At 62.6% G+C, this 21,725-nt stretch carries 18 protein-coding genes and 1 pseudogene (1 of these 19 only partly in view); 13 read left to right on the top strand and 6 right to left on the bottom strand.

The genetic code is table 11. The features are described 5' to 3' along the window. Positions 1-111: 111 nt before the first annotated feature. The 3 genes from NSJP_RS11425 (at position 112) to NSJP_RS11435 (ending at position 4,994) form a co-directional block, all read left to right on the top strand. On the top strand, positions 112-2,478 hold the full coding sequence (locus tag NSJP_RS11425) for a caspase family protein (RefSeq protein WP_080887023.1): 2,367 nt from the start codon (positions 112-114) through the stop codon (positions 2,476-2,478). A 127-nt stretch (positions 2,479-2,605) separates the two neighbouring features. Beyond that, the gene (locus NSJP_RS11430; RefSeq protein WP_080887024.1) at positions 2,606-3,214 is read left to right on the top strand and encodes a hypothetical protein; all 609 of its coding nucleotides are present in this window, start codon (positions 2,606-2,608) and stop codon (positions 3,212-3,214) included. Positions 3,215-3,245: 31 nt separating this feature from the next. Then, entirely contained in the window at positions 3,246-4,994 is a 1,749-nt protein-coding gene (locus NSJP_RS11435; protein WP_080887025.1) for a M48 family metalloprotease, read from the top strand. Between the two features lie 36 nt (positions 4,995-5,030). Here NSJP_RS11435 and NSJP_RS11440 read toward each other — a convergent pair whose 3' ends face one another. After that, entirely contained in the window at positions 5,031-5,918 is an 888-nt protein-coding gene (locus NSJP_RS11440) for a hypothetical protein (RefSeq protein ID WP_080887026.1), read from the bottom strand. Positions 5,919-5,976: 58 nt separating this feature from the next. After that, positions 5,977-7,434 carry a caspase family protein gene (locus NSJP_RS11445; RefSeq protein WP_080887027.1) on the bottom strand — a complete coding sequence of 486 codons (1,458 nt, stop codon included), beginning with the start codon at positions 7,432-7,434 and terminating at the stop codon, positions 5,977-5,979. Positions 7,435-7,621: 187 nt separating this feature from the next. Here NSJP_RS11445 and NSJP_RS11450 point away from each other — a divergent pair, with 187 nt between their 5' ends. Together NSJP_RS11450 and NSJP_RS11455 are read left to right on the top strand one after the other, a co-directional pair. Beyond that, positions 7,622-8,221, top strand: a complete 600-nt coding sequence (locus NSJP_RS11450) for an outer membrane beta-barrel protein (protein WP_080887028.1) — start codon at positions 7,622-7,624, stop codon at positions 8,219-8,221. A 61-nt stretch (positions 8,222-8,282) separates the two neighbouring features. Next, a complete protein-coding gene (locus tag NSJP_RS11455) occupies positions 8,283-8,660 on the top strand; it encodes a hypothetical protein (protein WP_155970119.1) in 378 nt (125 codons plus the stop codon). A 22-nt stretch (positions 8,661-8,682) separates the two neighbouring features. On the opposite strand, the pseudogene NSJP_RS20140 reads toward NSJP_RS11455, so the two are convergent. The 3 genes and pseudogenes from NSJP_RS20140 to NSJP_RS11470 all read right to left on the bottom strand — a co-directional run bounded on the left by NSJP_RS20140 (position 8,683) and on the right by NSJP_RS11470 (position 10,620). Next, positions 8,683-9,217 (bottom strand): annotated as a pseudogene (locus tag NSJP_RS20140) (DUF4136 domain-containing protein). Positions 9,218-9,410: 193 nt separating this feature from the next. After that, on the bottom strand, positions 9,411-9,560 hold the full coding sequence (locus NSJP_RS19295; protein ID WP_155970121.1) for a hypothetical protein: 150 nt from the start codon (positions 9,558-9,560) through the stop codon (positions 9,411-9,413). A 28-nt stretch (positions 9,561-9,588) separates the two neighbouring features. Further along, the gene (locus tag NSJP_RS11470; protein ID WP_080887031.1) at positions 9,589-10,620 is read right to left on the bottom strand and encodes a molybdopterin-dependent oxidoreductase; all 1,032 of its coding nucleotides are present in this window, start codon (positions 10,618-10,620) and stop codon (positions 9,589-9,591) included. 209 nt (positions 10,621-10,829) lie between these two features. On the opposite strand from NSJP_RS11470, the gene NSJP_RS11475 reads away from it, so the two are divergent. From NSJP_RS11475 to NSJP_RS11495, 5 genes are read left to right on the top strand one after another with little or no spacing between them, the layout of a single operon-like run. Continuing rightward, positions 10,830-11,378, top strand: coding sequence for a QcrA and Rieske domain-containing protein (locus NSJP_RS11475; protein WP_080887032.1), 549 nt, complete (start codon positions 10,830-10,832; stop codon positions 11,376-11,378). Positions 11,379-11,435: 57 nt separating this feature from the next. Further along, the gene (gene nirK / locus NSJP_RS11480; protein WP_080887033.1) at positions 11,436-12,914 is read left to right on the top strand and encodes a copper-containing nitrite reductase; all 1,479 of its coding nucleotides are present in this window, start codon (positions 11,436-11,438) and stop codon (positions 12,912-12,914) included. Between the two features lie 18 nt (positions 12,915-12,932). Continuing rightward, a complete protein-coding gene (locus tag NSJP_RS11485; protein ID WP_172834293.1) occupies positions 12,933-13,289 on the top strand; it encodes a c-type cytochrome in 357 nt (118 codons plus the stop codon). Positions 13,290-13,320: 31 nt separating this feature from the next. Next, complete coding sequence (locus NSJP_RS11490) at positions 13,321-14,649, top strand: cytochrome b N-terminal domain-containing protein (protein WP_080887035.1); 1,329 nt, start codon at positions 13,321-13,323, stop codon at positions 14,647-14,649. Between the two features lie 40 nt (positions 14,650-14,689). Beyond that, a complete protein-coding gene (locus NSJP_RS11495; RefSeq protein ID WP_080887036.1) occupies positions 14,690-15,109 on the top strand; it encodes a cysteine rich repeat-containing protein in 420 nt (139 codons plus the stop codon). Between the two features lie 33 nt (positions 15,110-15,142). Here the strand turns inward: NSJP_RS11495 and NSJP_RS11500 are convergent, their stop codons facing one another. Beyond that, positions 15,143-15,856: a DUF3313 domain-containing protein gene (locus tag NSJP_RS11500; RefSeq protein ID WP_080887037.1), complete on the bottom strand. Its 714-nt coding sequence runs from the start codon at positions 15,854-15,856 to the stop codon at positions 15,143-15,145. A 147-nt stretch (positions 15,857-16,003) separates the two neighbouring features. On the opposite strand from NSJP_RS11500, the gene NSJP_RS11505 reads away from it, so the two are divergent. The 3 genes in view from NSJP_RS11505 to NSJP_RS11515 are tightly spaced (at most 23 nt apart) and all read left to right on the top strand, a layout consistent with a single transcriptional unit that may run on beyond the window. After that, a complete protein-coding gene (locus tag NSJP_RS11505) occupies positions 16,004-17,209 on the top strand; it encodes an efflux RND transporter periplasmic adaptor subunit (protein ID WP_197685405.1) in 1,206 nt (401 codons plus the stop codon). Continuing rightward, positions 17,210-20,356, top strand: coding sequence for an efflux RND transporter permease subunit (locus tag NSJP_RS11510; RefSeq protein WP_080887038.1), 3,147 nt, complete (start codon positions 17,210-17,212; stop codon positions 20,354-20,356). Positions 20,357-20,379: 23 nt separating this feature from the next. After that, positions 20,380-21,725 carry the 5' portion of an efflux transporter outer membrane subunit gene (locus NSJP_RS11515; RefSeq protein WP_080887039.1) on the top strand. 148 nt of this gene lie beyond the right edge of the window, so only the first 1,346 of its 1,494 coding nucleotides appear in the window; its start codon is at positions 20,380-20,382; its stop codon lies beyond the right edge, outside the window.

The raw sequence follows: 21,725 nt of genomic DNA on the forward strand, positions 1-21,725 counted from the left end.
GTCTAGCAGAGTCGGGCGCGAATTCGGTACTGGGCTCAGGAGGGAGGTTTGGAGGCCCGGGAAGGGGCCACGAACCGGTTCTGTTTCTGATAGAGTGTCGGCCGATCTCATATGAAACATCGCTCCGCCAGAGGGGTGTACGCCGCCTGGGTGCTGCTCGGCTGTCTCGTCTGCACGCCCGCGGCCCTGGGCTCGACCGGACAGACCGGCCCTGATCATGGGGCGCGCCGCGCGCTGCTGGTGGGGATCGACCGGTACCAGCCTGACGACGTTTCCGCGAAATCGCAGCCCGAGGCGGGGACGAGCCGCCGCAAGTGGAAGGATCTCCGCGGCGCGGTCAACGACGTCCGGGCGTTGCGCGAGGTGTTGATCCACCGGTTCGGATTTCGGCCGGACGACGTCGTGGTCCTCGAAAATCAGGCGGCCACCAGACAGGCCATTCTCACCGCCTTCCAACGCCATCTCATCGCGCCGGCGCGATCCGGCGATCACAGCCTGTTCTACTACGCGGGGCACGGCTCCCGAATCCGTAATTCCCGTTCGACAGAATTGGATGGCAAAGACGAAACCATCGTGCCGGCCGACGCCAATACCGCGGACGGCGAACGGAAGGTCGTCGACATTCGAGACAAAGAATGGGACCGTCTCTTTACGCAGGTGCTCGATCGGGGGGCCTGGCTGACGGCCCTGTTCGACAGTTGTCATAGCGGGTCTATCTCACGCGGGGCGGTTCCCGTCTCGGCGGCGACGAGGTTTCTGGACGAGGACGAACGCGACGTGGCGTCCTTGCTGGAGCCGGACGTGCCCGCCCATCCTCCCGGCCAGGAGCCGGAACGGCGCGAGGGAGCCTTGATCATCTCGGCCTCCCAGGAAGATCAGCAAGCCAAGGAGACGGTGCAGGTAGCGGAGACGGCGAGGCAATGGCACGGCGCGTTTTCCCTAGCCCTCATGCAGTCCCTCAACGAACTGCCCGCGCAGGCATCCGCCGATCGGCTCTTTGATCGCGTCACGGCCCGTTTGGCGGCCGAAGGTCATCTCCAGGATCCCGTTCTGGCGGGACCGGCGTCGCGGCGGCATGCGCCCTTGCTGGGAGACCCGGCGGGTCATCTTGACGCGAGAATGCGCGTCAACCTCGTGCAAGCCTATGCCGCGGATGACGTCGAACTGCAGGGCGGAGCGGCCGTCGGACTGACCAGGGACACGGAGCTCGTCTCGGCATCTGCGGCCCGCAAGGCGCAGGAAGTGCGCTTACGCATCACCGACGTTCGCGGTCTCATCCGAAGCCGCGCCAAGGTCGTCAATGGCAACTGGCGCGAGCTGAAGGCGGGGGACGAGTTCGAAGTGGTGCGGAGAGGGATGCCTCCGGTGTCCACGTTGCCGGTGTGGATAGGCCCGGCGGTCACGGATGTCCGCGGCGCGCTTGCGCTGGCGCGAGACCTCGCGGCACAGGCGCCGGGGCGCGGCGTGACGCTGGTCGACGATCCGACGGCGGCGACGGCGAGCCACGTCCTGTCCTGGAACGGCGAGCAATGGCTGCTCTGGTCGCAGGCCGATCGCCCTGTCTTGTTGGGCACGGCACCGCGCGCGGCCGACATCTTGAGTCGTCTGGGAACCGCCTCGCGCGCCGCAGGACTGTTTCTGAACGTTCCGCCGACCAAGGAGGTCGCACGGCAATTCGACGGACGGCGACTGGGCCCGCTCGGCGCGACGGTCGCCGCCAAGCCAGACGAGTCTGTCTATGCCTTGACCGGACGGGTGATCGATTCGCACATTGAATATGCGTGGGTTCTGGCCCGTGCTTCCGGTCCCGATAAGCCGGGCCGCGTCTTCCCGCTTCCGGAACGAACCTCGTGGAGTCAGTGGAGCGAGCCTGATTCCAGCCGGGGCAGGTCTTGCGAGGCGGGCGGGCTGCCGGATTGTCTGGGGCGGCTCGGCAAGCTGTATTACTGGCTGACGGTCGGCGGCGCCTCGGGCGAGGAACGGTTTCCCTATCGGCTGGCGTTCAGCCGCCAATCCGATCGGACGGTAGTCGATCGCGGTGAGCTCGTCGAGGGACTGTACCGCATGGTGCTGCGGGCGGACCCCGGCCACATCGAACTGGCCCAAAAGGCCTGGGGGCTGCAGCCCCGCTACGTGTATGTATTCGTGATCGATCGCGAGGGGCGGTGCACGCAGTTGTTCCCCAATGCCGCCAGCCGGGAATACGAGCATCTGCTCCCTTCGCGCGACGATCTGAAGCGTTCGCCGGAGGCATTGGCCGAGATTCCTTTGGGCGAATCAGGCGTCGTCACGATCCAACCTCCGTACGGGGTGGACACCTATTTGGTGATTACGTCGGCTCACGCCATTCCGTATCTGGCGGAACTCGTCGAGTCCGGGCCGGTCATGACGGACGGCCGGCCGTTGCGGGGTGAGCAGGATTGGTCGATCGACAGGATGTTCCTGCGGAGCACGCCGGCGCGGCCGCCCGGAACATGACGCCGGAGCTGTACGGATGATGAAGATACGGAGCGGCATTCGTCCGCGCCGCCTACTTGACGCTTCGAGAGCACTTCTATACCTTGGCCCATCCCGACGACAGGATGGCAGAAGAAAGGACTGAGCTATGCGCAAGCTTTCACGGATTCACCCTGCATGGGTCGCGCTCCTGCTGCTCGCGAGTCTGGGGGCCAAAGGGTGTCCGGCTCAGGTCGGATGCGGGGTCTCCGGATCCATGCCGGGAGGCGCCAGACAATTCGGCGCCGAAACCTGGAACTGCCAGGTCGGGATGCAGTTTGCACAGGGTAATACCGTGACGACTCCCCAACAGGCCAAAACCGACTTGCTGGCCAAGAAGGAAAGCGCCGCGGTGCAGGTCGCGAGTCTGCGTGAAAAGGCCGCCGGCGGCGATCAGGCGTTCGGATTTGGAGGGACAGGCCAGTCCGGGACCGCCGCCGCCGAGGCGAACAGCCAGCTGGAGGCGGCCACCAGAGACTTCAATACCCTGTCGGCGCAGGTCACGTCGATCGAACAGCTTCAACCGCCTCCCGGGACGACGGTGTTGTCGGAGGGCACCTGGAACGTCCAGGGGGACAAGGCGGTGTTTCAGACCAATGCGCCCTACGATCCCGAGAAAAAATACGTGATTCCCTTTGTGGTGCGATCTGAGCGAGGCGAGGTCGTGGAGATGGGCTACATTCCCGTCACGTCCGTTCAGGTCGAGCCCGCTCGCTAGCACGCCCCACACCGTCGCCTGCGTGCTGAGTATGGTCGATCCATTGCTTCGCGCGGTCCGCCGCTTCCTGAGTCCGATCCTGCTCGCCGGGATCGTCTCTTTCGGCTCGCCCGTGCAGGCGTCCGACGAATTTCTCCCCCGCAGCAATCCGAAAGTGCAGCAGGCCGAGCAGGTCTACCGCCGGGTCGTGCAGGCGATCGGGGACGCGAGAACTCCTCCGGAATTCAAAATGGTCCGGGGCAAATCGTCGGCGTTCGACGTCGCGATGTTCGCGCCGTCGCAGCACCGGGTGATCATGGAGGAACGCTTCTATGACCTGGCGCAACGCCTGCCCGCCTCGAACGCACCCCATGCCTTGGCCCTGATTCTCGGGCACGAGCTGGCCCACTTCTATCGGAACCATTCCTGGGCGATGGAGTTCGGCCGCGCCTTCGCCGAACGACAGACCGGCGCCGCCGTTTCGCATGGCGCAGCCGGGGTTGGAGGGGCACAGGCGGCGGCCGCTGCGCCGGCCGAACGCCGGCGCGTCGAAGCGGAGGCGGATTACTTCGGCGGATTCTACAGTCTGCTGGCCGGGTATCGTCCCTTGTCCGTGGCGCCGCAGGTATTCGACGCCGTGTACAAGGAGTACCGGTTCGACGAGGCGCTGCCGGCCTACGAGCATCTGATGCGCCGCAAGGAGGCGGCCAGGGAGGCGCAGCTCAAGCTGCAAGAATTGATGCCGCTGTTCGACGTCGGGGTGCAGTTGACCGCCATCAAGGACTATGTCACGGCCGCGCGCATCTTCGAGCGCATCGCCGCCGACTTTCCCGGGCCCGAGATGTTGAACAACGCGGGAGCGGCGCTGGCCAACGAATCGCTTCGCTGGTTCCCGGAATCCGAGCGCCGCTTCCGCTATCCCTTGGAATTCGATCCGGACACCCGGCTCGCCGAGGAGGGGCAGCGCGGTGCCGAGGAGTTAGACGAACCCGAGCGGCTCGAACGGCGCACGGCGCTGTTGGAGCGGGCGAAGAGCCTGTTCGAGCGGGCCTTGGCCGCTGAACCGAGCTATGCCACGGCGGCCGTCAATCTGGCTTGCGTGCTGGATTTGCTGGGCGAACCGGATCTGGCCGCCCAACGAGCCGAGGCCCTGCTCGCGACGAAGGCGCGCGAGGATGGGACTGCCGCCCAGGCGCTCGTGATCGCCGGCATTGCGGCGGTGCATAGGGATCGCCTCGAAGAGGCCCGCAAGGCTTTCACGGAGGCGCGGGCTCTCGGTCACGCATCGGCCGAAGACAACCTGGCAGTCTTGGCCGGTCGTGACGTCGAGCGCGGAACCGGTTCGTCCGCCGACGCGCCAAGGCCTATCCAACCCGAGACGGTGGGAGGGACGAATATAGCCGACGTCAATGCGACGGAGGTATTGGCGGAACAAGACAGCAAGACGATCGGCCGCTGGGAGGCGGACGAGGAACGACCGGACGTGCGGATCGTGACGCGGACACGAGGCGGGGTACGGACGACCGTGGTGATGCGAGGATCGGCCGGAAAGCGCGTAGCCGTCGTTTTTCTGAGCGCAGAGCGTGATGCGTTGGGGAAGACCGGCCGCGGGGTGACGGCCGGAATGCCGGTTCCGCAACTGGAAGCCGCGTATGGTCTGCCTGCCGTTGTGCTCACGGCACGCAAGGGCTTGTACTATCGATATGAGAATCCGTACCGCGGTTCGCAGGTCGGCCTGCTCGTGCGGATCGATGCGAATCGGTCGGTCCGCGAGTGGGTGGCGTATCGGATCGAAGAGTAGGGGCGGGGATCGACCCCCGCCCCGCGGAAGCCCGGATCAGAAGCGCGCGATGACCTGGAAGGTGGGTCCCCACGTTACGTCGTTATTGGCCAGCCCGTTCGCATTCACGTTGATGACCTGCGCCCGAAATCCGACCTGGAGCGCCGAGCCGATCGATCCGGCTCCGGTCTTCAGGCTGGGCCCGTCCAACGACAACCCAAATTCGCTGGAATAACCCTGCACGCCCTTCGCGGTGGTCTGGACGGTGTTGCTGGGATTGTTGTTCGACTTTTCGTCGTAGAAGCCGATGGCCAGGTTTCCGTAGGCCTTCAAGGGGCCGGCGACGGTGCCGGAGCCGAAGAAGCCGATCAGTGGACCGCTAATGTAGACGGTTTCGTGCGCCGGCCCGGTGATCGCACCGGGATACGTGCTGTTGAACCGTTGTTGCATGTTGTAGTAGCCGGCGAAGAAGCCGAACCCGCGCCAAATTGACAGGGCGGCGACGATCGAGTAATCACGGCGGAGCGCCGTCGTATTGTCGATCGGGGGGCCGCTGCCCCCGTTGTTGTAGCCGAACGGCGTGAAGTTGAATCCGCCGGCCTGCAGCCAGGTGAAGTTCACCGACAGAGCATTGAAGGTTTCTTCGTTGCGCAAGCGGAACGTGCCCGTGACGCTGGGGCCGAGCATTGGTGTGGTATCGGACGTGCGGGTGGAGTTGATGCCGTTGACGAATCCGGCCGGTTGCCACTTCGCCACCCAGATCTTGAGCCCGGCATCCAGCGAGAAGCGGTCTCCGAGTATGCCGCGCTTCTCCGGTTCCGGCGGCGGTGTCGTCGCTTCAGCCGGCTTGGGCGGGTCCGCCGCCCACAGCGTCGCTGACGTCGGCAGGCTGAGCCCCACGACCACGCACAGTACGACCCACAGTCTGACCCCCACACATCTCATGCAGTCCTCCTTTAGCTGGTTGGGTTGAGTTCCGGTCTCCCGCGGCAGCCGCCGCCGGTCAGAATCCGCCGACGAACGGAGCGCGATCGGCCTGCTTTTGTTTGACGTCCGGCTCCGGCGGCGCCCCTTTGGCGGGCGTCTCCTTCGCGATGCGCTCGGCTTCGCGGCGCCGGGTTTGTTCCTGCTCCAGCGCGCGCCTGGTGTCCGCCTCGCGCTGGCGTTGTTCGGCCAGCGTCCGTTCCAAGGCCTCACGCTGCTGCTTCTCTTCGGCGAGCTTGCGCTTGGCGGTGGCCTCGGCTTGACGCAGGTCGTCCGCCGCTTTCTGTCTGGCGGCCTGTTCCGCCGTTTCGCCGGAATGCAGCGCGTCGGTCGCCCGGCGCTCGGCCTCCACCCGTTGGCGATGCTCTTCTTCCAGGCGGCGTTTGACCTCCGCTTCCTCGCGGCGCTGCAGGTCCAGCTGGCGCTCCAGTTCTTGGAGATGCGCCCGCTCCTTTTCGAGCTTGATCTTGGCGTCCAACTCGACCTGACGGCGTTCCTCCGCCAGGCGGTCCAATTCCTTCTTGAAATCCTCCTGAGCTTTGTCCCGTTGCTGCTTGGTGAGCTCTTCCGCCTTGCGGGCCTGATCTTCGAACCCGCGCGCGGCGGAGGCCAACTGAAACACGAATTGGCCGCCCTCGTCGTTGGCTCCCTGCAGGGGCTGGCTGCGGGGCATCTGCTCCGCATTCCGCGCGACCAGCGGGATGACGTGATCGGCGATGCGGCTCGGGACCAGGTAGGGCTCCTCGTTTTCCTTGAGAAACTTGATGAGGTGATAGGCAAACACGCTGTGGCCGTCCTTGCCCTGATCCGCCACCGGTTCCGTGCTGCCGGACGTCAGCCCCCAGCGCGAGCGTTTGGCATGGAGTTTCGCATAATATCGATCGGTGACCGTGGGAGCCACGGAGCGGTTCTGGGCGAAGAGGTTTCCGCTGAAGCAGGAGTCCGCGATGATGTACACGTGCTGGGCCCGCATGGCGGCGATGTAGTTTCTGATGGCCGCGTCGAGCACCCAGGTGCCCGGCTCGTCCATCGAGCCGTCCACCGGCACCCACCAGGCCAGTTGGTTGTCGTCGCTGTATTGTCCGTGTCCCGCGTAATAGACGAGGACACTGTCGGTCGGCGCGGCTTCGCGCGCGAGGCGGATGAACGCACCTTCGATGTGGGTTCTCGTGGCCTGCTCGTTCAGCAGCAGTTTGACGTGATCCGCTTTGAACCCGTAGCGATCGACCAGGACGTCGCGGAGCCCGGTCGCATCCGCCACGGCGGTCTTCAGTTTGGGCGGACCCTGATAATTGTTGATGCCGATGATGAGCGCCCAATAGTCGCCCTGGATCGAAACCTGGCTCGTCGGGGCTTTCAGCGCAGGGCCGGCGCCGCGTTTGGACGGCGGATCTTGAGCATCCGCGGGAACGGGACAGTGGAGCAGCAGAGGCAACAGGAGCAGCGAACTGGTCAACCGAGCGAAACCACAGCGCATGTCAGCGTCACCACGGATCGTCAGGTTGCCCTATTGAAACTGGGACGATAGTGTAGCGCAGGCCAGAATCAGCTTGCAATAAGGGTGTTTACGGCAGTCGGGCGTTTGAGGCAGTCGCTTGAAGGTTTGCCGAAATCTGGACTACACTACCGCCCGGCTCGTCGGGTTTTACTACTTAGGAGGGACTATGAAAGTGCGATCGTTCGGTCGAACCGCGATCATGTGGAGTGTGTTGGCTGGTTGTGTGGGCCTGTCCGGTCCGGCGCTGTCCCTGGCGGCTGAGGAATCAGGTCATGACGGAGGGGCTCGGCCCGGTGAAATCGTCGCCGGCTTCCGCGTCGGCCCCAGCTTCAGCACGACGCCGTTTCTGAGCACCGTCGGCCCGAATCTCAACTTTCAGGGACTATACGGCCTCAACAAGTATATCCGAGTCGGCATGACGCTGGATTGGGAACAGCACAAGATCTCGGATAATGGTCAAGGGACGTTCGGAGTCAGCGGACAATTTTCGACGGTGACGCTGCTGCCCGCGTACATGGAGTACCGTCCCGGACACTTCGGTCAAGTGTATCCCTACGTCGGAACCGGTATTGGTGTGAACATCAACAACAAGGACGTGTCCAACACGTTTGCCTGGCGGGCCGCAGGCGGTATCGACTACTACATCATGAAGGATCTGGCGTTGAACACCGAGGTCAAGTACACGAGGAACACGACGGACGGCCTGGACCTCGGGAGCGTGGCGCTGCTCTTCGGTCTCCGGATGTCATTTGGGGGGCAGCAGTAATCAATCGATCAATCGTACGAGCGCCGGCTCATGGCCGGCGCTCCGACGCGAGGTGATGTCGATGAAGACTGCGATGGTCGCCGCTCTTTTCGGGCTTCTGGTGGTGGGAAGTTCCTGCACCGTTCTCGTCTCCAAGGAAACGCGGTATCTCAAGGCGGCGAAGGATCATGCCACCCAGGAACAAGTGCACGCTCGTCTCGGCGAGCCGAAATATACCTCGGTCACGACCGACGGCGAGCCGATCTGGGTGTATCAGGTCCTGTTCGTCGATACCGGCGTCAACAATCAGTGGGGCACGCCCGGGGCCTGGTGCGACGAATATGTCCTGACCTTCGACAAACAGGGGATACTGAGAGATTGGACGCACAAGTCGGAGGGGCACGGAGGCGAAACCATGCCGACATACTGCGTGAGAGACGGGTTCAAGCCTCCGGCATAGCCTCTATGGAGGCCGGGTCGTCCTACTTCGGCGGAAACTTTTCGAACATCGCCGACGCGACCTCCCGGATCTTTTCGGTGTTTTCTTCGGGATTCTGACTGACCGTGTCGCTTCCCGTTCCACGCCAGATCATTTGTTTGTTCTTGGCGTCGTAAATGTCGACGTGAATCGTTCCAATGACGACCGTCGTGGGAGTCGTCACTGAACTCCCCGAAGCCATTCCCCACCCGCCGCCTTGTCCATACCACCCGTAGCCGGGACCCCACCCGGGTCCGTACGTAGTAGACCTCTTTGTCCAGCGCGGCGTGGTACATCACGAACATATCGGGGTTGTTCTCTGCTTTTTGATACCCTTTGGTAGCCAGTTGATCGTCGACCGCTTTGATGATGCGGCGGTTCACCAGGTCGTTGGGAACAGGCGTGCCTTTTTCCCACGCGTAAGTCCGATAGTGTCCAAACTCGACGTCTTTGTCGAAGTCGATCGTCACTTTCGGTGCGCAGGCCGCCAGCGCAAGTCCCAAGACCACACCGATCACTTCCATCGCGCGACGCGTCATGAATGCATCCTCCGAGCCGTCATTTGAGCGGGAGTGTACTCCCGGTATGGAGAAATTCCAAGGGGAACCGCAGCGTTTGCGAGGATGTCGCGACGGTCGGACGACCGGGCGAGTCGTATGGTTCGTTCAGCAGGGAGGAAGCAACCGGTTTGCTGCAACGCACCCGCGGTCTGAGGCGCGTGGATCGACGCCGCTAGTGCCGTTTGAAATACTGCACGTCCCGCTCGTGCTTCTCGGCCGCCGCGCGCGTGGTGAACGTGCCGAGGTTCCGGCGCTTCCCGGTCTTCGGATCCTTCTTGCGGGAGTAGAGACGATAGCCGCCGGATGCGAGTTTTCTGATCATCGGCGAAGCCTCCGCGTGAGCCCGGGCGTCAACCCGATTTGTTCTCGATGGTGCCCACTTCCGCGACGATGGTGTGAAGGCCGCTGGCTCCGTCCGGCTGGGGACGTACGATTTCCGCGATCTGCAGCCGTCCCTTCGTGTCCGTTGCGCGGACGACCGTCTGGAATTTGCCTTGTTTGGGCGGCTTCCAACTGTAGTTCCAGATCACCCAGGAATAAGGAGACATCGGCGGTTCGATCTGACAGTCGTTCCAGCTCCGTCCGGCGTCGAAACTGATCTCGACTTTGCCGATGGAGTTCGGTCCTCCGAAGGCGATGCCGCGAAACTTCTGTTCCGGTCCCCGCAACGTTTGGTAGTGACCGGGCGAATCGATGCGCGAGAAGACCTTGATCGTTGCGTCGTCGGTCCAGCCTTTCCGCTGCCAGTACCCGAGATGGTCTCCCGGATAGACTTCGATCTCGACGATCCACTTGACGTTCTTGATCCCGTACAGGCCGGGAACAATCAGCCGGATCGGGAAGCCGTGCTCCTTCGGGAGTTTCTCCCCGTTCATCAGAAAGGCGAGCATGGCGTCGTCCTGCATGGCCCGCTTGAAGGGAATACTGTCGTCGTAACCGTCGATGCCTCGAAAGATGACGTCGCGCGCGGTTTCGTCGTCGGCGCCGGCCTCCTGCAGCAGTTTTTTGAGCGAGATCCCTCGCCACGTCGCGTTCCCCATGCTATCTCCGCCGGGCAGCGTGTCGATGCACATCAGGGTGGAGATCTGATTGTAGGAATCCCGATTCAGGATGTCGCGCCAGCCGAGCGAGAGCGGCGTCTTGACCTGGCCCTTGACGTGCAGCTTCCACTGTTCGATGTTGATCTCACGCGACATCGAGACCGCGGAATCTGCGTAATTGACGACGTAAAATTTGCCGTTGGGAGTGAAATAGGTGGTCTCGCGCGGCGGGACTGCGAACATGCGGCCGAAAATGCCGCCGATGTCGTCGCAGCCGCCGGTCATGCCGGCAAGGGCGCCCCATCCCGCGGCCTTGAGTATGGTTCGACGTGAAAACGGCATGTGCCTCCGAAAAATACTGAACCTCGCTATAAGCATTATCGTACAGGACGATGGTCGACGCAATGAGCGAGCGGGCGAAGCTGCGACTGGATTCCCGCTTTCGGCGTGTCACTCTCAGTATTCCTGATGACAGACTCATCCACTCCAGCCGGTCACCCGCTTGACTCGTTCCGGAGGACTTACTAGAGTACGGCAGTCCCCATCTCGCGATGTCTGCTTCTGATCTACATCCATCCGATGCTTCGGGATTGTCCACTCCCGCCGGTACGCGTCGGCGATTTTTTCAGTGGGTCACCAGCGCGGCAGCCGGTCTCATCGGTCTGAGTCTTGCCATCCCTCTCGTCGGCTATGTGATTTCTCCTGCGTTGAAGCGGCGCGCCCAGTCATGGGTGGATGTGGCCGCCCTCGACGAACTGTCCGTCGGTAAACCCAAACAAGTGGACTACGTGGCGACCGTCCAGGACGGCTACCTGGAGACGAAGACCCAAAAAGCGGTCTGGGCCGTCAAACAGGCGGACGGGCAGGTGACGGTGTTTTCCCCCATGTGTACTCATCTCGGATGCGGGTATCACTGGAATGAAGGCGAACAAAAGTTCAAGTGCCCCTGCCACGGGAGCGTATTCGACCTGTCCGGCCGCGTCGTCGGAGGACCGGCGCCGCGCCCGCTGGACGCGCTGCCTTCCAAGACCGAGAACGGACGGCTGCTCGTCATGTACAAGGAGTTCAAGTCGGGGGCAACGGGACAAGTCGAGCTCTAACCCTGACCCGGTTCCGCCTGTCTGTGTGGGGGGACCGAGATCTCCGGAAAGGCGGCTATGCCACGATATGGCTCGCAATTCGAAGTGAAGAAACTTGTACTGCCGGTCATCTTGTCCGTCGCGCTCGGATCCACGAGCTGGGCGGCCGCACCGTCGACGCCGCCGACAAAACCGGCGAAGGGGCAGAGCGGAGCCTCCGCCGGAAAATCAAATCAGCAGGCCGACGCGACGATTCGTGCGGTCCTGTCCGCTGCACCGTCGGTGCCGCCTCCCGTCAAGCGCAGCCGGCCGGCCAAGGTGATCGTCGAGCTCGAAGTCAGCGAAGTCACCCTTCCCCTCTCGGAGGGAGTCGACTACACGTTTTGGACGTTCGGAGGCACAGTTCCGGGAAAATTCATCCGCGTGCGCCAGGGTGACGTGGTCGAGTTTCATCTCATGAATCATCCGGACAGCCGGTTTCCCCACAACATCGATCTCCATGCCGTAACCGGCCCGGGGGGCGGGGCCGCCAGCAGCAACACCGCACCGGGCCGCCGGACGCAGTTTTCGTTTACGGCCTCCAATCCCGGGCTGTACGTCTATCATTGCGCGACGGCTCCCGTCGGCGAACATGTGGCGAACGGTATGTACGGCCTGATCCTGGTCGAACCTCCCGGCGGTCTGTCGCCGGTGGACCGGGAATATTATGTGATGCAAAGCGACGTCTACACGGCCGGGAAATATCACGAAAAGGGGCACCAGCCGTTCGACATGGGGAAGGCCGTCGAAGAGCATCCGACTTACGTCGTCTTTAACGGCGCGGAGGGGTCCTTGCTGGGCGAGAAAGCACTGAAGGCCAAGGTCGGCGAACGCGTGCGGCTCTTCGTCGGGAACGGCGGGCCGAACCTGGTCTCCAGCTTTCACGTCATCGGTGAAATCTTTGATCGCGTCTATGCCGAGGCGGGAACGAAATATTCGGAACACATCCAGACCACCCTGGTGCCGGCGGGAGGCGCCGCCATCGTGGAGTTCAAAGTGGAGGTGCCCGGCTCCTATAAGCTCGTGGACCACTCCATTCTGCGCGCATTCAATAAAGGCGCTCTCGGCGAGTTGAAGGTCGAAGGACAGGAAAACAAGCTCGTGTATTCGGGCAAACAGGCGGAATCGGACTATCATCCGACGGGCGCCGTTGCCAAAGCCGCATCCCCGCCGCCGACGAAGGACAGCCACGCTTCCGGCGAGCCCCTCTATAAGACCTATTGCATGGGCTGCCATCAGGCGGAAGGGCAGGGGATCCCGGGAACGTTTCCTCCGCTCGCGAAATCCGATTATGTGGCAGGCGAGACGGCGCAGGTGATCGAACTCGTCCTCAACGGGTTCAGCGGACCTCTTCACGTGAACGGAGAAACCTACAACGGCACCATGCCTCCTATGGGACATCTGAAGGATGAAGAAATCGCCGAGATCCTCAGTTACGTTCGGAGCTCATGGGGAAATGCGGGAGCTTCCGTATCGGCGGCGGAAGTGGCGGCTGTGCGTGCGAAGACTGCTCACTAAAATAATATGGAAGGGAATATGAACCGTAGATGGATTGCCATGGCATTATTCGTCTGTGTGTTCTCCGCTCTCCTCTTGGCGCGCGCGCGAGACGCCGGTGCGGCAGGAGATGCGGCCAGGGGCAAAGCGATTTACGAGAAGCACTGCCTGGTCTGTCACGGCCCGCAGGGAAAGGGCGACGGACCGACCGGCACCTTGGTCAAGCCGCCTGCCGCCGACTTTACGTCCGAAGCCAGCAAGAAAAAGAGCGAGGGCCAATTGCTGGAAACGGTGGAAAAAGGCCGGTTGGGCACCGCGATGGGCCCCTGGAAGGGCCTGCTCCCTCCGGCCGACTTGGGAGACGTGCTGGCCTACGTGATGACGTTGAGAAAGTAATCCCCGCATCCGTGATAGTTCGAGGGAACCGATGGCCTCCCGCATCTATGCCTGGCTCGATAGCCGCCTGAACTTGAAGGCGGTCGAGCATTCGCTCCTGGACGAACCGATTCCGGGAGGCGCCAGCTGGATTTACGTGTTCGGTTCGGCCACGCTCTTTCTCTTCGTCCTCCAAGCGGTCACCGGGATGTTTCTGGCAATCTACTATGCCCCGACCCCGGACCATGCCTACGACAGCGTGCAGTTCATCGAAAATCAGGTGACGTTCGGCTGGTTCGTCCGCGGCCTGCACCATTGGGGCGCGTCCGGCATGGTGATCGCCGTCGGACTCCACATGCTCCAGGTGTTTCTCTATGGAGCGTTCAAGCCTCCGCGAGAACTGATGTGGATGGTCGGCGTGGTGCTCTTGCTGCTCGTGCTGGGGTTCGCCTTCACCGGGTATCTTCTTCCTTGGGATCAGACGGCCTATTGGGCGACGCAAGTGGGCATCAACATGGTCGGCACGGTTCCATTGGTCGGCGACTTCCTCGTAAAGGTGATGCGCGGCGGAGAGACACTCGGGGCGCTGACGCTTTCCCGATTCTTTGCCGTTCACGTATTATTTCTTCCGGCCGTCATCGTGACCGGTATTATGCTGCATCTGTTCATCCTGCGGCGGGTCGGCCCAGCCGGTCCGTGGGATGAGAAGAAAGCGGCGGCGGGCAGCGAGACGTTCCATCCCCGACAAGTCTACATGGACGCGGTCGTGATGGTGGGCGTGTTCGCGTTGTTGGTTCTGCTGGCCTGCCTGGTTCCCTTTCCCTTGGCCGACAAGGCCAATCCGGCCGACACGAGCTTCGTCCCGGTGCCCGAATGGTATTTCCTGTTTTATTACGAATTGCTGAAGTACGTGCATGGACCGCTGGAGCCCGTGGCCACGTGGATATTGCCGGGACTCTTCATCGCGGCCTTGCTGCTCTGGCCGTTTCTGGATTGGCAAAAGACCGTGCGGGCTCCCGCCTCGCGGCCGGTCGGCATGGCGCTTGGCGCGATATTTTTGCTCGTGGTCTTTTCGCTCCTCGGCGTGTCGTTGAAGAGTCTGTACGGAGTCAAGCGGGCGGATCCGGGCGTCGCGCATGGTCAGGCGCTGTTCGCCAGCCTCGGCTGTACCGGCTGTCACCGGATTCACGGTACGGGGGGAGCGATCGGCCCGGATCTTTCGTACGTCGGCGACGAACGTCCCGACAGAGAATGGCACATGAAGCATTTCCGCGATCCCCAATCCGTGTCGCCCGGATCGATCATGCCGAAGTTCCCGCTGTCCGAGCAGGAACTTCGCGATCTCACCAGTTATATGGTGAGTCTCAAGAAAACCGGATAGTCTCGCCGGATCAAATCAACAAGCGGAAGCAGGAGATGGCATGTATCGTGACTGGACGACGGAGTCCTTCGAGGGAAATGGCGATGGTCAGTCGGTCACGGATGCAGATGGAAAGGAGTCGATGTTGGAACGATTGAGATCGGAAACGATCGCGTGCCGCGTGCTTGCAGGGTGCGTCTTATGGGCGATGCTCGTTGTGGCGCCTCATGGAGCCGACGCGGACAACCAGCCTTCGCATGAGGCAAAACCGGCCGGCGCCCCCGAGCAAACGCCGACACAGGCGGCCGGTGGTCACGAGAATCTCAACCGGCTGAAGGCCGCCTGTGGCGAGGACGCCAAACGGCACTGTAAAGGCGTCATGCCGGGAGGCGGACGCATTCTCAAGTGCTTGCACGAACACGACTCGGAACTGACGGCCGAATGCCGTCACGCGATGGAACCGAGTCCCTCCAAGCCGTAATGCCCCGCTCCGTCACGCTGGGAGTATGTCGGCTCAGCCTTTGGGCGGCACGCAATTCTGCGCATGCCGTTCCTGGCAGAGACGGTATCTGGCCTTCTCCACCCAATACGCGAGGGCTTTGTGAACGTCGTCCCAGGAGTCGAAGGAGTCCGCGTCGAGCCGTTTGTTGCCGACGCGCCGATCGGCCGACGCAGCCAGCACTTCACCCGTCTGAGAATCCGATAGCTTCAGTTCGAGGCTCGCGTCGCCGACGAACAGCGGCTTGCCGGTTCCGATATTCTTCAGCATCGACGCCACCGCAAAGGCGTTCATCGGGGCGGGAATCGTCGAGACCGCCCGGAGGACGACGTAGGCCGGATCGGCCCTCGTGATTGCGACCTGGGCGTGCAGGACGCCCGGTCCCGGCTCCGACGCCATTTCATAGTCCTGAGACATGCTGTCGTAGGCCAGGGTGTAGAGGAGATCGGCAATCTTCTGCGCGCGGGCTTGGCGATCCGGATCCGTCGTCGGCGGGCCCCAGACCTGTACATGATCCAGCAGCATTTTCTTGTACGTGCCGCGCGGTATCGTCGCGACCTTGGGATTCTTGTAGAGCAACAGCGCTTCTCCGTCTTCGCCCTTGTGCATCAATGGATAGATCGGCCCGAGAAATCCGGACGTGTCGACGGAGCGCGCTTGCTTCGTCGGTGAGCAGGCGGCCAACAGCGTCACAACCAGGATGAACAGGATCGAAGAGAATCTATGCATCGAGGCCTCCGGGTTCCAGTGCAGAGCAGACAGCGGGAGGAGAGCCTACGGCAGGGACGCCCGCGATAGCAAGCCCGGACCTTGACGCTGTGGTAGGGCAATTGTATAAGTAAAGCCCTTCCCAAAAACAAAGAAGGACCTGCCGCCTTGGCTCGTTCACGCATCCCAGGATTCTCTCCCTCCGGTGCCGTTTTTCTGACGATCGTCGGTCTTGCCGCGCTGGGGGCTTCCGGCTGCGAGCGCAAAGACGCGGTCTCGGCGCTCGCTCCCGACGTGCTGGTGACCGAGGTGGTCCGCCGTGACGTTCCCATTTACGCCGAGGGAGTCGGGACGACGGCCGGCACGATCGACGCCCAGATCAGGGCCAAGGTCCAAGGCTATCTGTTGACGCGCAACTACGTCGAAGGCTCCTACGTCAAAGCCGGGGATTTGCTGTTCAAGATCGACGCCCGGCCCTACCAGGCATCCTTCGATCAGTTGAGGGGCGAGCTGGCCAGGGCGGAAGCTGCCTACAAGAAGACGCAGATGGACGTGGCCCGGGACACGCCGCTTGCCAAGCAGGGAGCGGTCAGTCAGAAGGAACTGGACGATTCCATTCAAGCCAACGAGGCCAACAAGGCCAATGTGTTTTCCGCCAGAGCCAATCTCGAAAAGGGCAAGTTGAACCTGGATTGGACGAGCATCGCCTCGCCGGTGGACGGTGTAGCCGGCGTCGCGAGCGCTCAAATCGGCGATCTGATCATGGAGAACACCGTCCTGACCACGGTATCCCAGGTGGATCCGATCAAGGTGCTCTTCCCCATCAGCGAAAAAATGTATCTCCGCTTCGCGGAACGCATTCAGAAAGCAGTCGCCAATCCGACCGGAGATCAGCGGTCTTCCGCGCCGTTGGAACTGATCTTGGCGGACGGGACCGTCTACGCCCACAAGGGCAAGGCGGCGCTTCCCGATCGGCAAGTCGACGTCAAGACCGGAACCATCACGATCGTGAGCTATTTCCCGAATCCCGGCAACGTGCTTCGTCCCGGTCAGTATGCGAAGGTCCGTGCGGTCGTGGAAACGGTCCGGGATGCGTTGCTGGTCCCGCAGCGCGCCGTTCAGGAACTCCAGGGCATCTATCAAGTGGCGGTCGTCGACGCGGACAACAAGATCGCCGTCCGGAGCGTCAAGCCGGGAGCGAGGATCGGGAGCCAGTGGGTGATTACGTCCGGCCTGAACCAGGGAGAGCGGGTGGTCGTCGAGGGACTTCAGAAAGTCCGCAGCGGCCTCGTGGTCTCGCCCAAACCCGTCCCGCCTGAACCGGCGTCCACCGATCCGGACCGGCAGCCCGCGCCGCCGGCCGCCGGTACCTAAATGGTCAGGTTCTTCATCCATCGGCCCATCGTGGCCATGGTGATCGCGATCATCACGGTGCTCGTGGGGATCGTTTCCGTCTTTCGCCTTCCCGTCGCGCAGTTTCCCAACCTGGTTCCCCCGGAAATTCAAGTCCAGACGACCTATCTAGGGGCCGACGCGCTGTCGGTCGAGCAGGCGGTCGCCACGCCGCTGGAACAACAGATCAACGGCGTGGATCACATGCTCTACATGTACTCCACGAGCGCCGGCAGCGGGCAGATGACCCTCCGGGTGGCCTTCGATCTCGATACGGATCCGAACACCGACCAAGTCCTGACGCAGATGCGGCAGACGATCGCCGTGCCGCAACTGCCCGATGCCGTTCAGCAGTACGGCATCACCAATCCGAAGGCGCTCAGCAGCCCCTTGATGATGCTCTCGCTCTATTCCCCGAGGGGCACGTACGACGCGACGTTTCTCGCCAACTATGCCTTCATCAACATCAACGATCCGCTGACGCGCGTTCCGGGCGTCGGCCAGGTCCAATTGTTCGGCGCAGGCCAGTATGCGATGCGGCTCTGGTTGAAGCCCGATCAGCTGGCCAAGCTCGAATTGACCGTGACGGATCTCATCAACGCCATCAACCATCAGAATACGGTCAACCCGGCCGGTCAGGTCGGCGCCGAGCCGGTGCCGTCCGGACAGGAGTTCACCTACACCGTTCGCGCTCAGGGCCGTCTCGTCACCGAAGAAGAGTTCGGCAACATCGTAGTCCGGGCCAATCAGGACGGGTCGTTCGTCCGTCTGCGCGACGTGGCCCGCGCCGAACTGGGCGCCCAGATGTACAACGTGCTGGGTCGATTGGACGGGGCGCCCGCCGCCGTCATCGCCGTGTACCAACTCCCGGGCTCCAACGCGATCGACACGGTCAAACAGTTGCGGTCGCTCATGGACGAGATGAAGGAGCGGTTTCCGGACGATCTGGATTATGTGGTGTCGCTGGACACGACGCTGGCAGTGACGGAAGGGCTGCACGAGATCTTCACGACCCTGTGGGAGGCCATTCTGCTGGTGATTTTGGTGGTGTTTCTGTTCCTGCAGAGCTGGCGGGCCACGCTGATTCCGCTCTTGGCGGTGCCGGTGTCCCTGATCGGCACGTTTGCGATCTTCCCGATGCTGGGGTTCTCAATCAATACGCTGTCGCTGTTCGGGTTGGTCCTTGCGATCGGCTTGGTGGTGGACGATGCGATCGTGGTGGTGGAGGCGGTGGAACACCATATCGAAAAGGGGATGGGGCCGCGGGAGGCGACGCTGAAGGCGATGGACGAGGTGGCGGGGCCGGTGGTGGCGATTGCGCTGATCTTGGCGGCGGTGTTCGTGCCGACGGCGTTCATCCCGGGGATAACGGGGCGGCTGTATCAGCAGTTTGCGGTGACGATTGCGGTGTCGGTGCTGTTGTCGGCGGTGAATGCGTTGACGTTGAGTCCGGCGCTGGCGGCGTTGCTGTTGAAGCCGAAGGTGCCGATGGGGGGGCTGCTGGGGCGGTTCTTTGGCTGGTTCAACGGGGCGTTTGCACGGCTGACGGATCGGTACGTGGGGTTGTGCGGGGGATTGATGCAGAAGGCGGGGCGGACGCTGCTCGGGCTGGCGGTCGTCACCGTCCTGGCTGGGTTCCTCGGCGCACGACTCCCTGGCGGGTTCATTCCGCTTGAGGATACCGGCTACTTTCTACTCAACGTGCAATTACCCGCCGCCGCGTCGCTCCAACGGACCGATGCGGTGATGAAAAAGGTCGATGCCATTCTGGCCGAGACGCCCGGCATCGAATTCTACACGACGGTGTCCGGCTACGGCGTATTGAGCCAGACCTTTACGACCTATAATGCCGTCGTGTTCGTCGCCCTGAAACCGTGGGAAGACCGGAAAAGCGCCGAGCAACGCTACAGGGCGATCCTCGTCGGCTTGAACAAACGGCTCAGCCGGATGCCCGAAGCCGTCGCATTTGCCTTTCCGCCACCGGCGATTCCCGGGGTGGGGAATTCCGGCGGCGTGACGTTCATCCTGGAGGATCGCTCCGGCGCGACGTTCGAGTTTCTTGCCGGTCAAACTGAACGATTCCTGGAGGCGGCCTCCAAGAGGCCGGAAATGGCTCGCGTCGTCACCACGCTGATCGCCGGGACGCCGCAATGGTTTGCCGAAGTGGATCGCGACAAGGCGCTCAAACAGGGCGTGGCGCTCCAAGACGTCTATCAAACGCTGCAGACCTTCATGGGCGGCGCATTGGTGAACTACTTCAACCGGTTTGGCCGTCTTTGGCAAGTTTACGTGGAAGCGGAACCGGAATACCGGACCAAGGCCGAGCAAGTCGGCGACTTCTACGTGCAGAACAACCAGGGGCAAATGGTGCCGCTCTCGACGTTGGTGACGATGAAGCCGATCAACGGCCCGGAGTTCACCATGCGGTACAACGAATACCGCTCGGCGCAGATCAACGCGATGCCGGCGCCCGGTTACAGCACGAGAGACGTGATGACCGCCCTCGAAGCGGTGTTCCAGGAAACCATGCCAAAGGAAATGGGCTTCGACTACATGGGTATGTCGTACCAGGAAAAGGTCGCGGCGGAAGGGGTGCCGCCGGCGGTGATCTTCGGGTTCTCGCTGCTGTTCGTCTTTCTGATCCTGGCGGCGCAATATGAAAGCTGGGCGCTTCCCGTCAGCGTGTTGCTGGCCACGCCGATCTCCGTCTTTGGCGCCTTCGGCGCTCTCTGGGCGATCGGCCTGGAGAACGACGTCTATTCCCAGATCGGATTGGTCATGTTGATCGGCTTGAGCGCAAAGAACGCGATCCTAATCGTCGAGTTCGCCAAGATGGAGGTCGAAAAGGGGCGTCCCGTCATCGAGGCGGCACTGGCCGGGGCGCGGCTCAGGCTGCGGCCGATTCTGATGACTGCGTTCGCGTTCATCCTCGGGGTCCTGCCGCTCGCATTGGCGTCGGGGGCCGGTGCCCACGCCAGAGTGATTCTGGGCTTTACCGTCTTGGGCGGAATGCTTGCCGCGACGCTGCTCGCGATCCTGATCATTCCGGTGCTGTATTACGTCGTCGAACGATGGGTGATGCAACGAAAAGCCGGCGAGAAGATCGCCGCGCCGGTCATGGTCCCCTAGCCGGTTGGAAAAGGAGGGAAACGATGTATCGCTGGAGCCTGCTTCTATTACTGGTGACCGTCCTGGCCGGATGCAAGATGGGGCCCGACTACATGCGTCCCGACGTGCCATCCGGGGAGTCGTGGAGGATTGCGCCGGCCGCCACCGAGTCGATCGCCAACTTGTCCTGGTGGGAGCTCCTCCAGGACAAGGAGTTGCAGAATGTCATGCAAATCGCGCTCACGGAAAATCAAGACGTCCGGACCGCCGTGGCCTCCGTCGATCAATATCGCGCGCAGCTCGTCATGACCAAGTGGGATTTGGCTCCGTCGCTGTCCTATGGGGCGTCGGCGTTCATGTATCACACGACGGGAGGGGACGCGACGACGATTCCGGGCGGCGGCGGCGCGATCGTGCTGCCGGGGCAGGCGGGGAAGGACAGTACGACCTTTTCGAATACGATCGGATTCGGTAATTTGAAATGGGAACTCGACCTGTGGGGGCGGCTGCGGCGCGCGGTCGAAGCGTCGGAGGCGCAGATGTTCTCCCAGGAGGAGAACCAGCGCACGGTGATTCTGAGCCTCGTCGGCAGCGTGGGTGAGGCCTATTTCGGGCTGCGGTCGCTGGACCTTCAGGTCGACATCACCAAGCGCACGCTCAAGTCCTGGGAAGAATCCGTCCGGCTCTCCCAGCTTCGCTACAAGCAGGGATACATTCCAAAATTGGATCTCGATCGGTTCGAAGCGGAACGGGCCGGCACCGCGGCGAAACTCGCCGACCTCGAAAGGCAGGTCGTGCAGAAGGAGAACCAACTCAACGCGCTCATGGGCCGCAAACCGGCGGCCATCACGCGCGGCTTGCCGTTGACGGAGCAGCCCATGCCGCCATCCGTGCCGGCCGGTCTGCCGTCGGAACTGTTGCAGCGGCGGCCGGATCTGCAGCAAGCCGAACAGACGCTCGCCGCCGCGACCGCCAACATCGGCGTCGCGCAGGCGGCGCGGTTTCCGCAACTCGCATTGACCGGCGCCGTCGGCGGCGCGAATGCGAATCTCAGCGGGACGTCGATCGGGCCGTTGTTCATCCAAAACGTCGCGGCCTCGCTCGCCGGTCCGCTGCTCAACGCGAGCGCGTTGGGCTATCAGGTGAGCGTCAACGAAATGAAAGCGCGGCAGGCGGCGCTGCAATATGAAAAGGCCGTCGTGAACGCGTTCAAGGAAGTCGAAGATGCGCTGATCGCCGTGCAGAAAACGCGTGAGCAGCGTGAGGCGCAGGAGCAGCAAGTGGCCGCGCTGCAATCCGCGCTCAAGTTTGCCGATCAGCGCTATCAAGGCGGCCGCGCGAGTTATCTCGACGTGCTCACGAGTCAACGAAGTTTATTCGAAGCGGAATT

The organism is Nitrospira japonica (assembly GCF_900169565.1).
GTDB lineage: Bacteria > Nitrospirota > Nitrospiria > Nitrospirales > Nitrospiraceae > Nitrospira_C > Nitrospira_C japonica_A.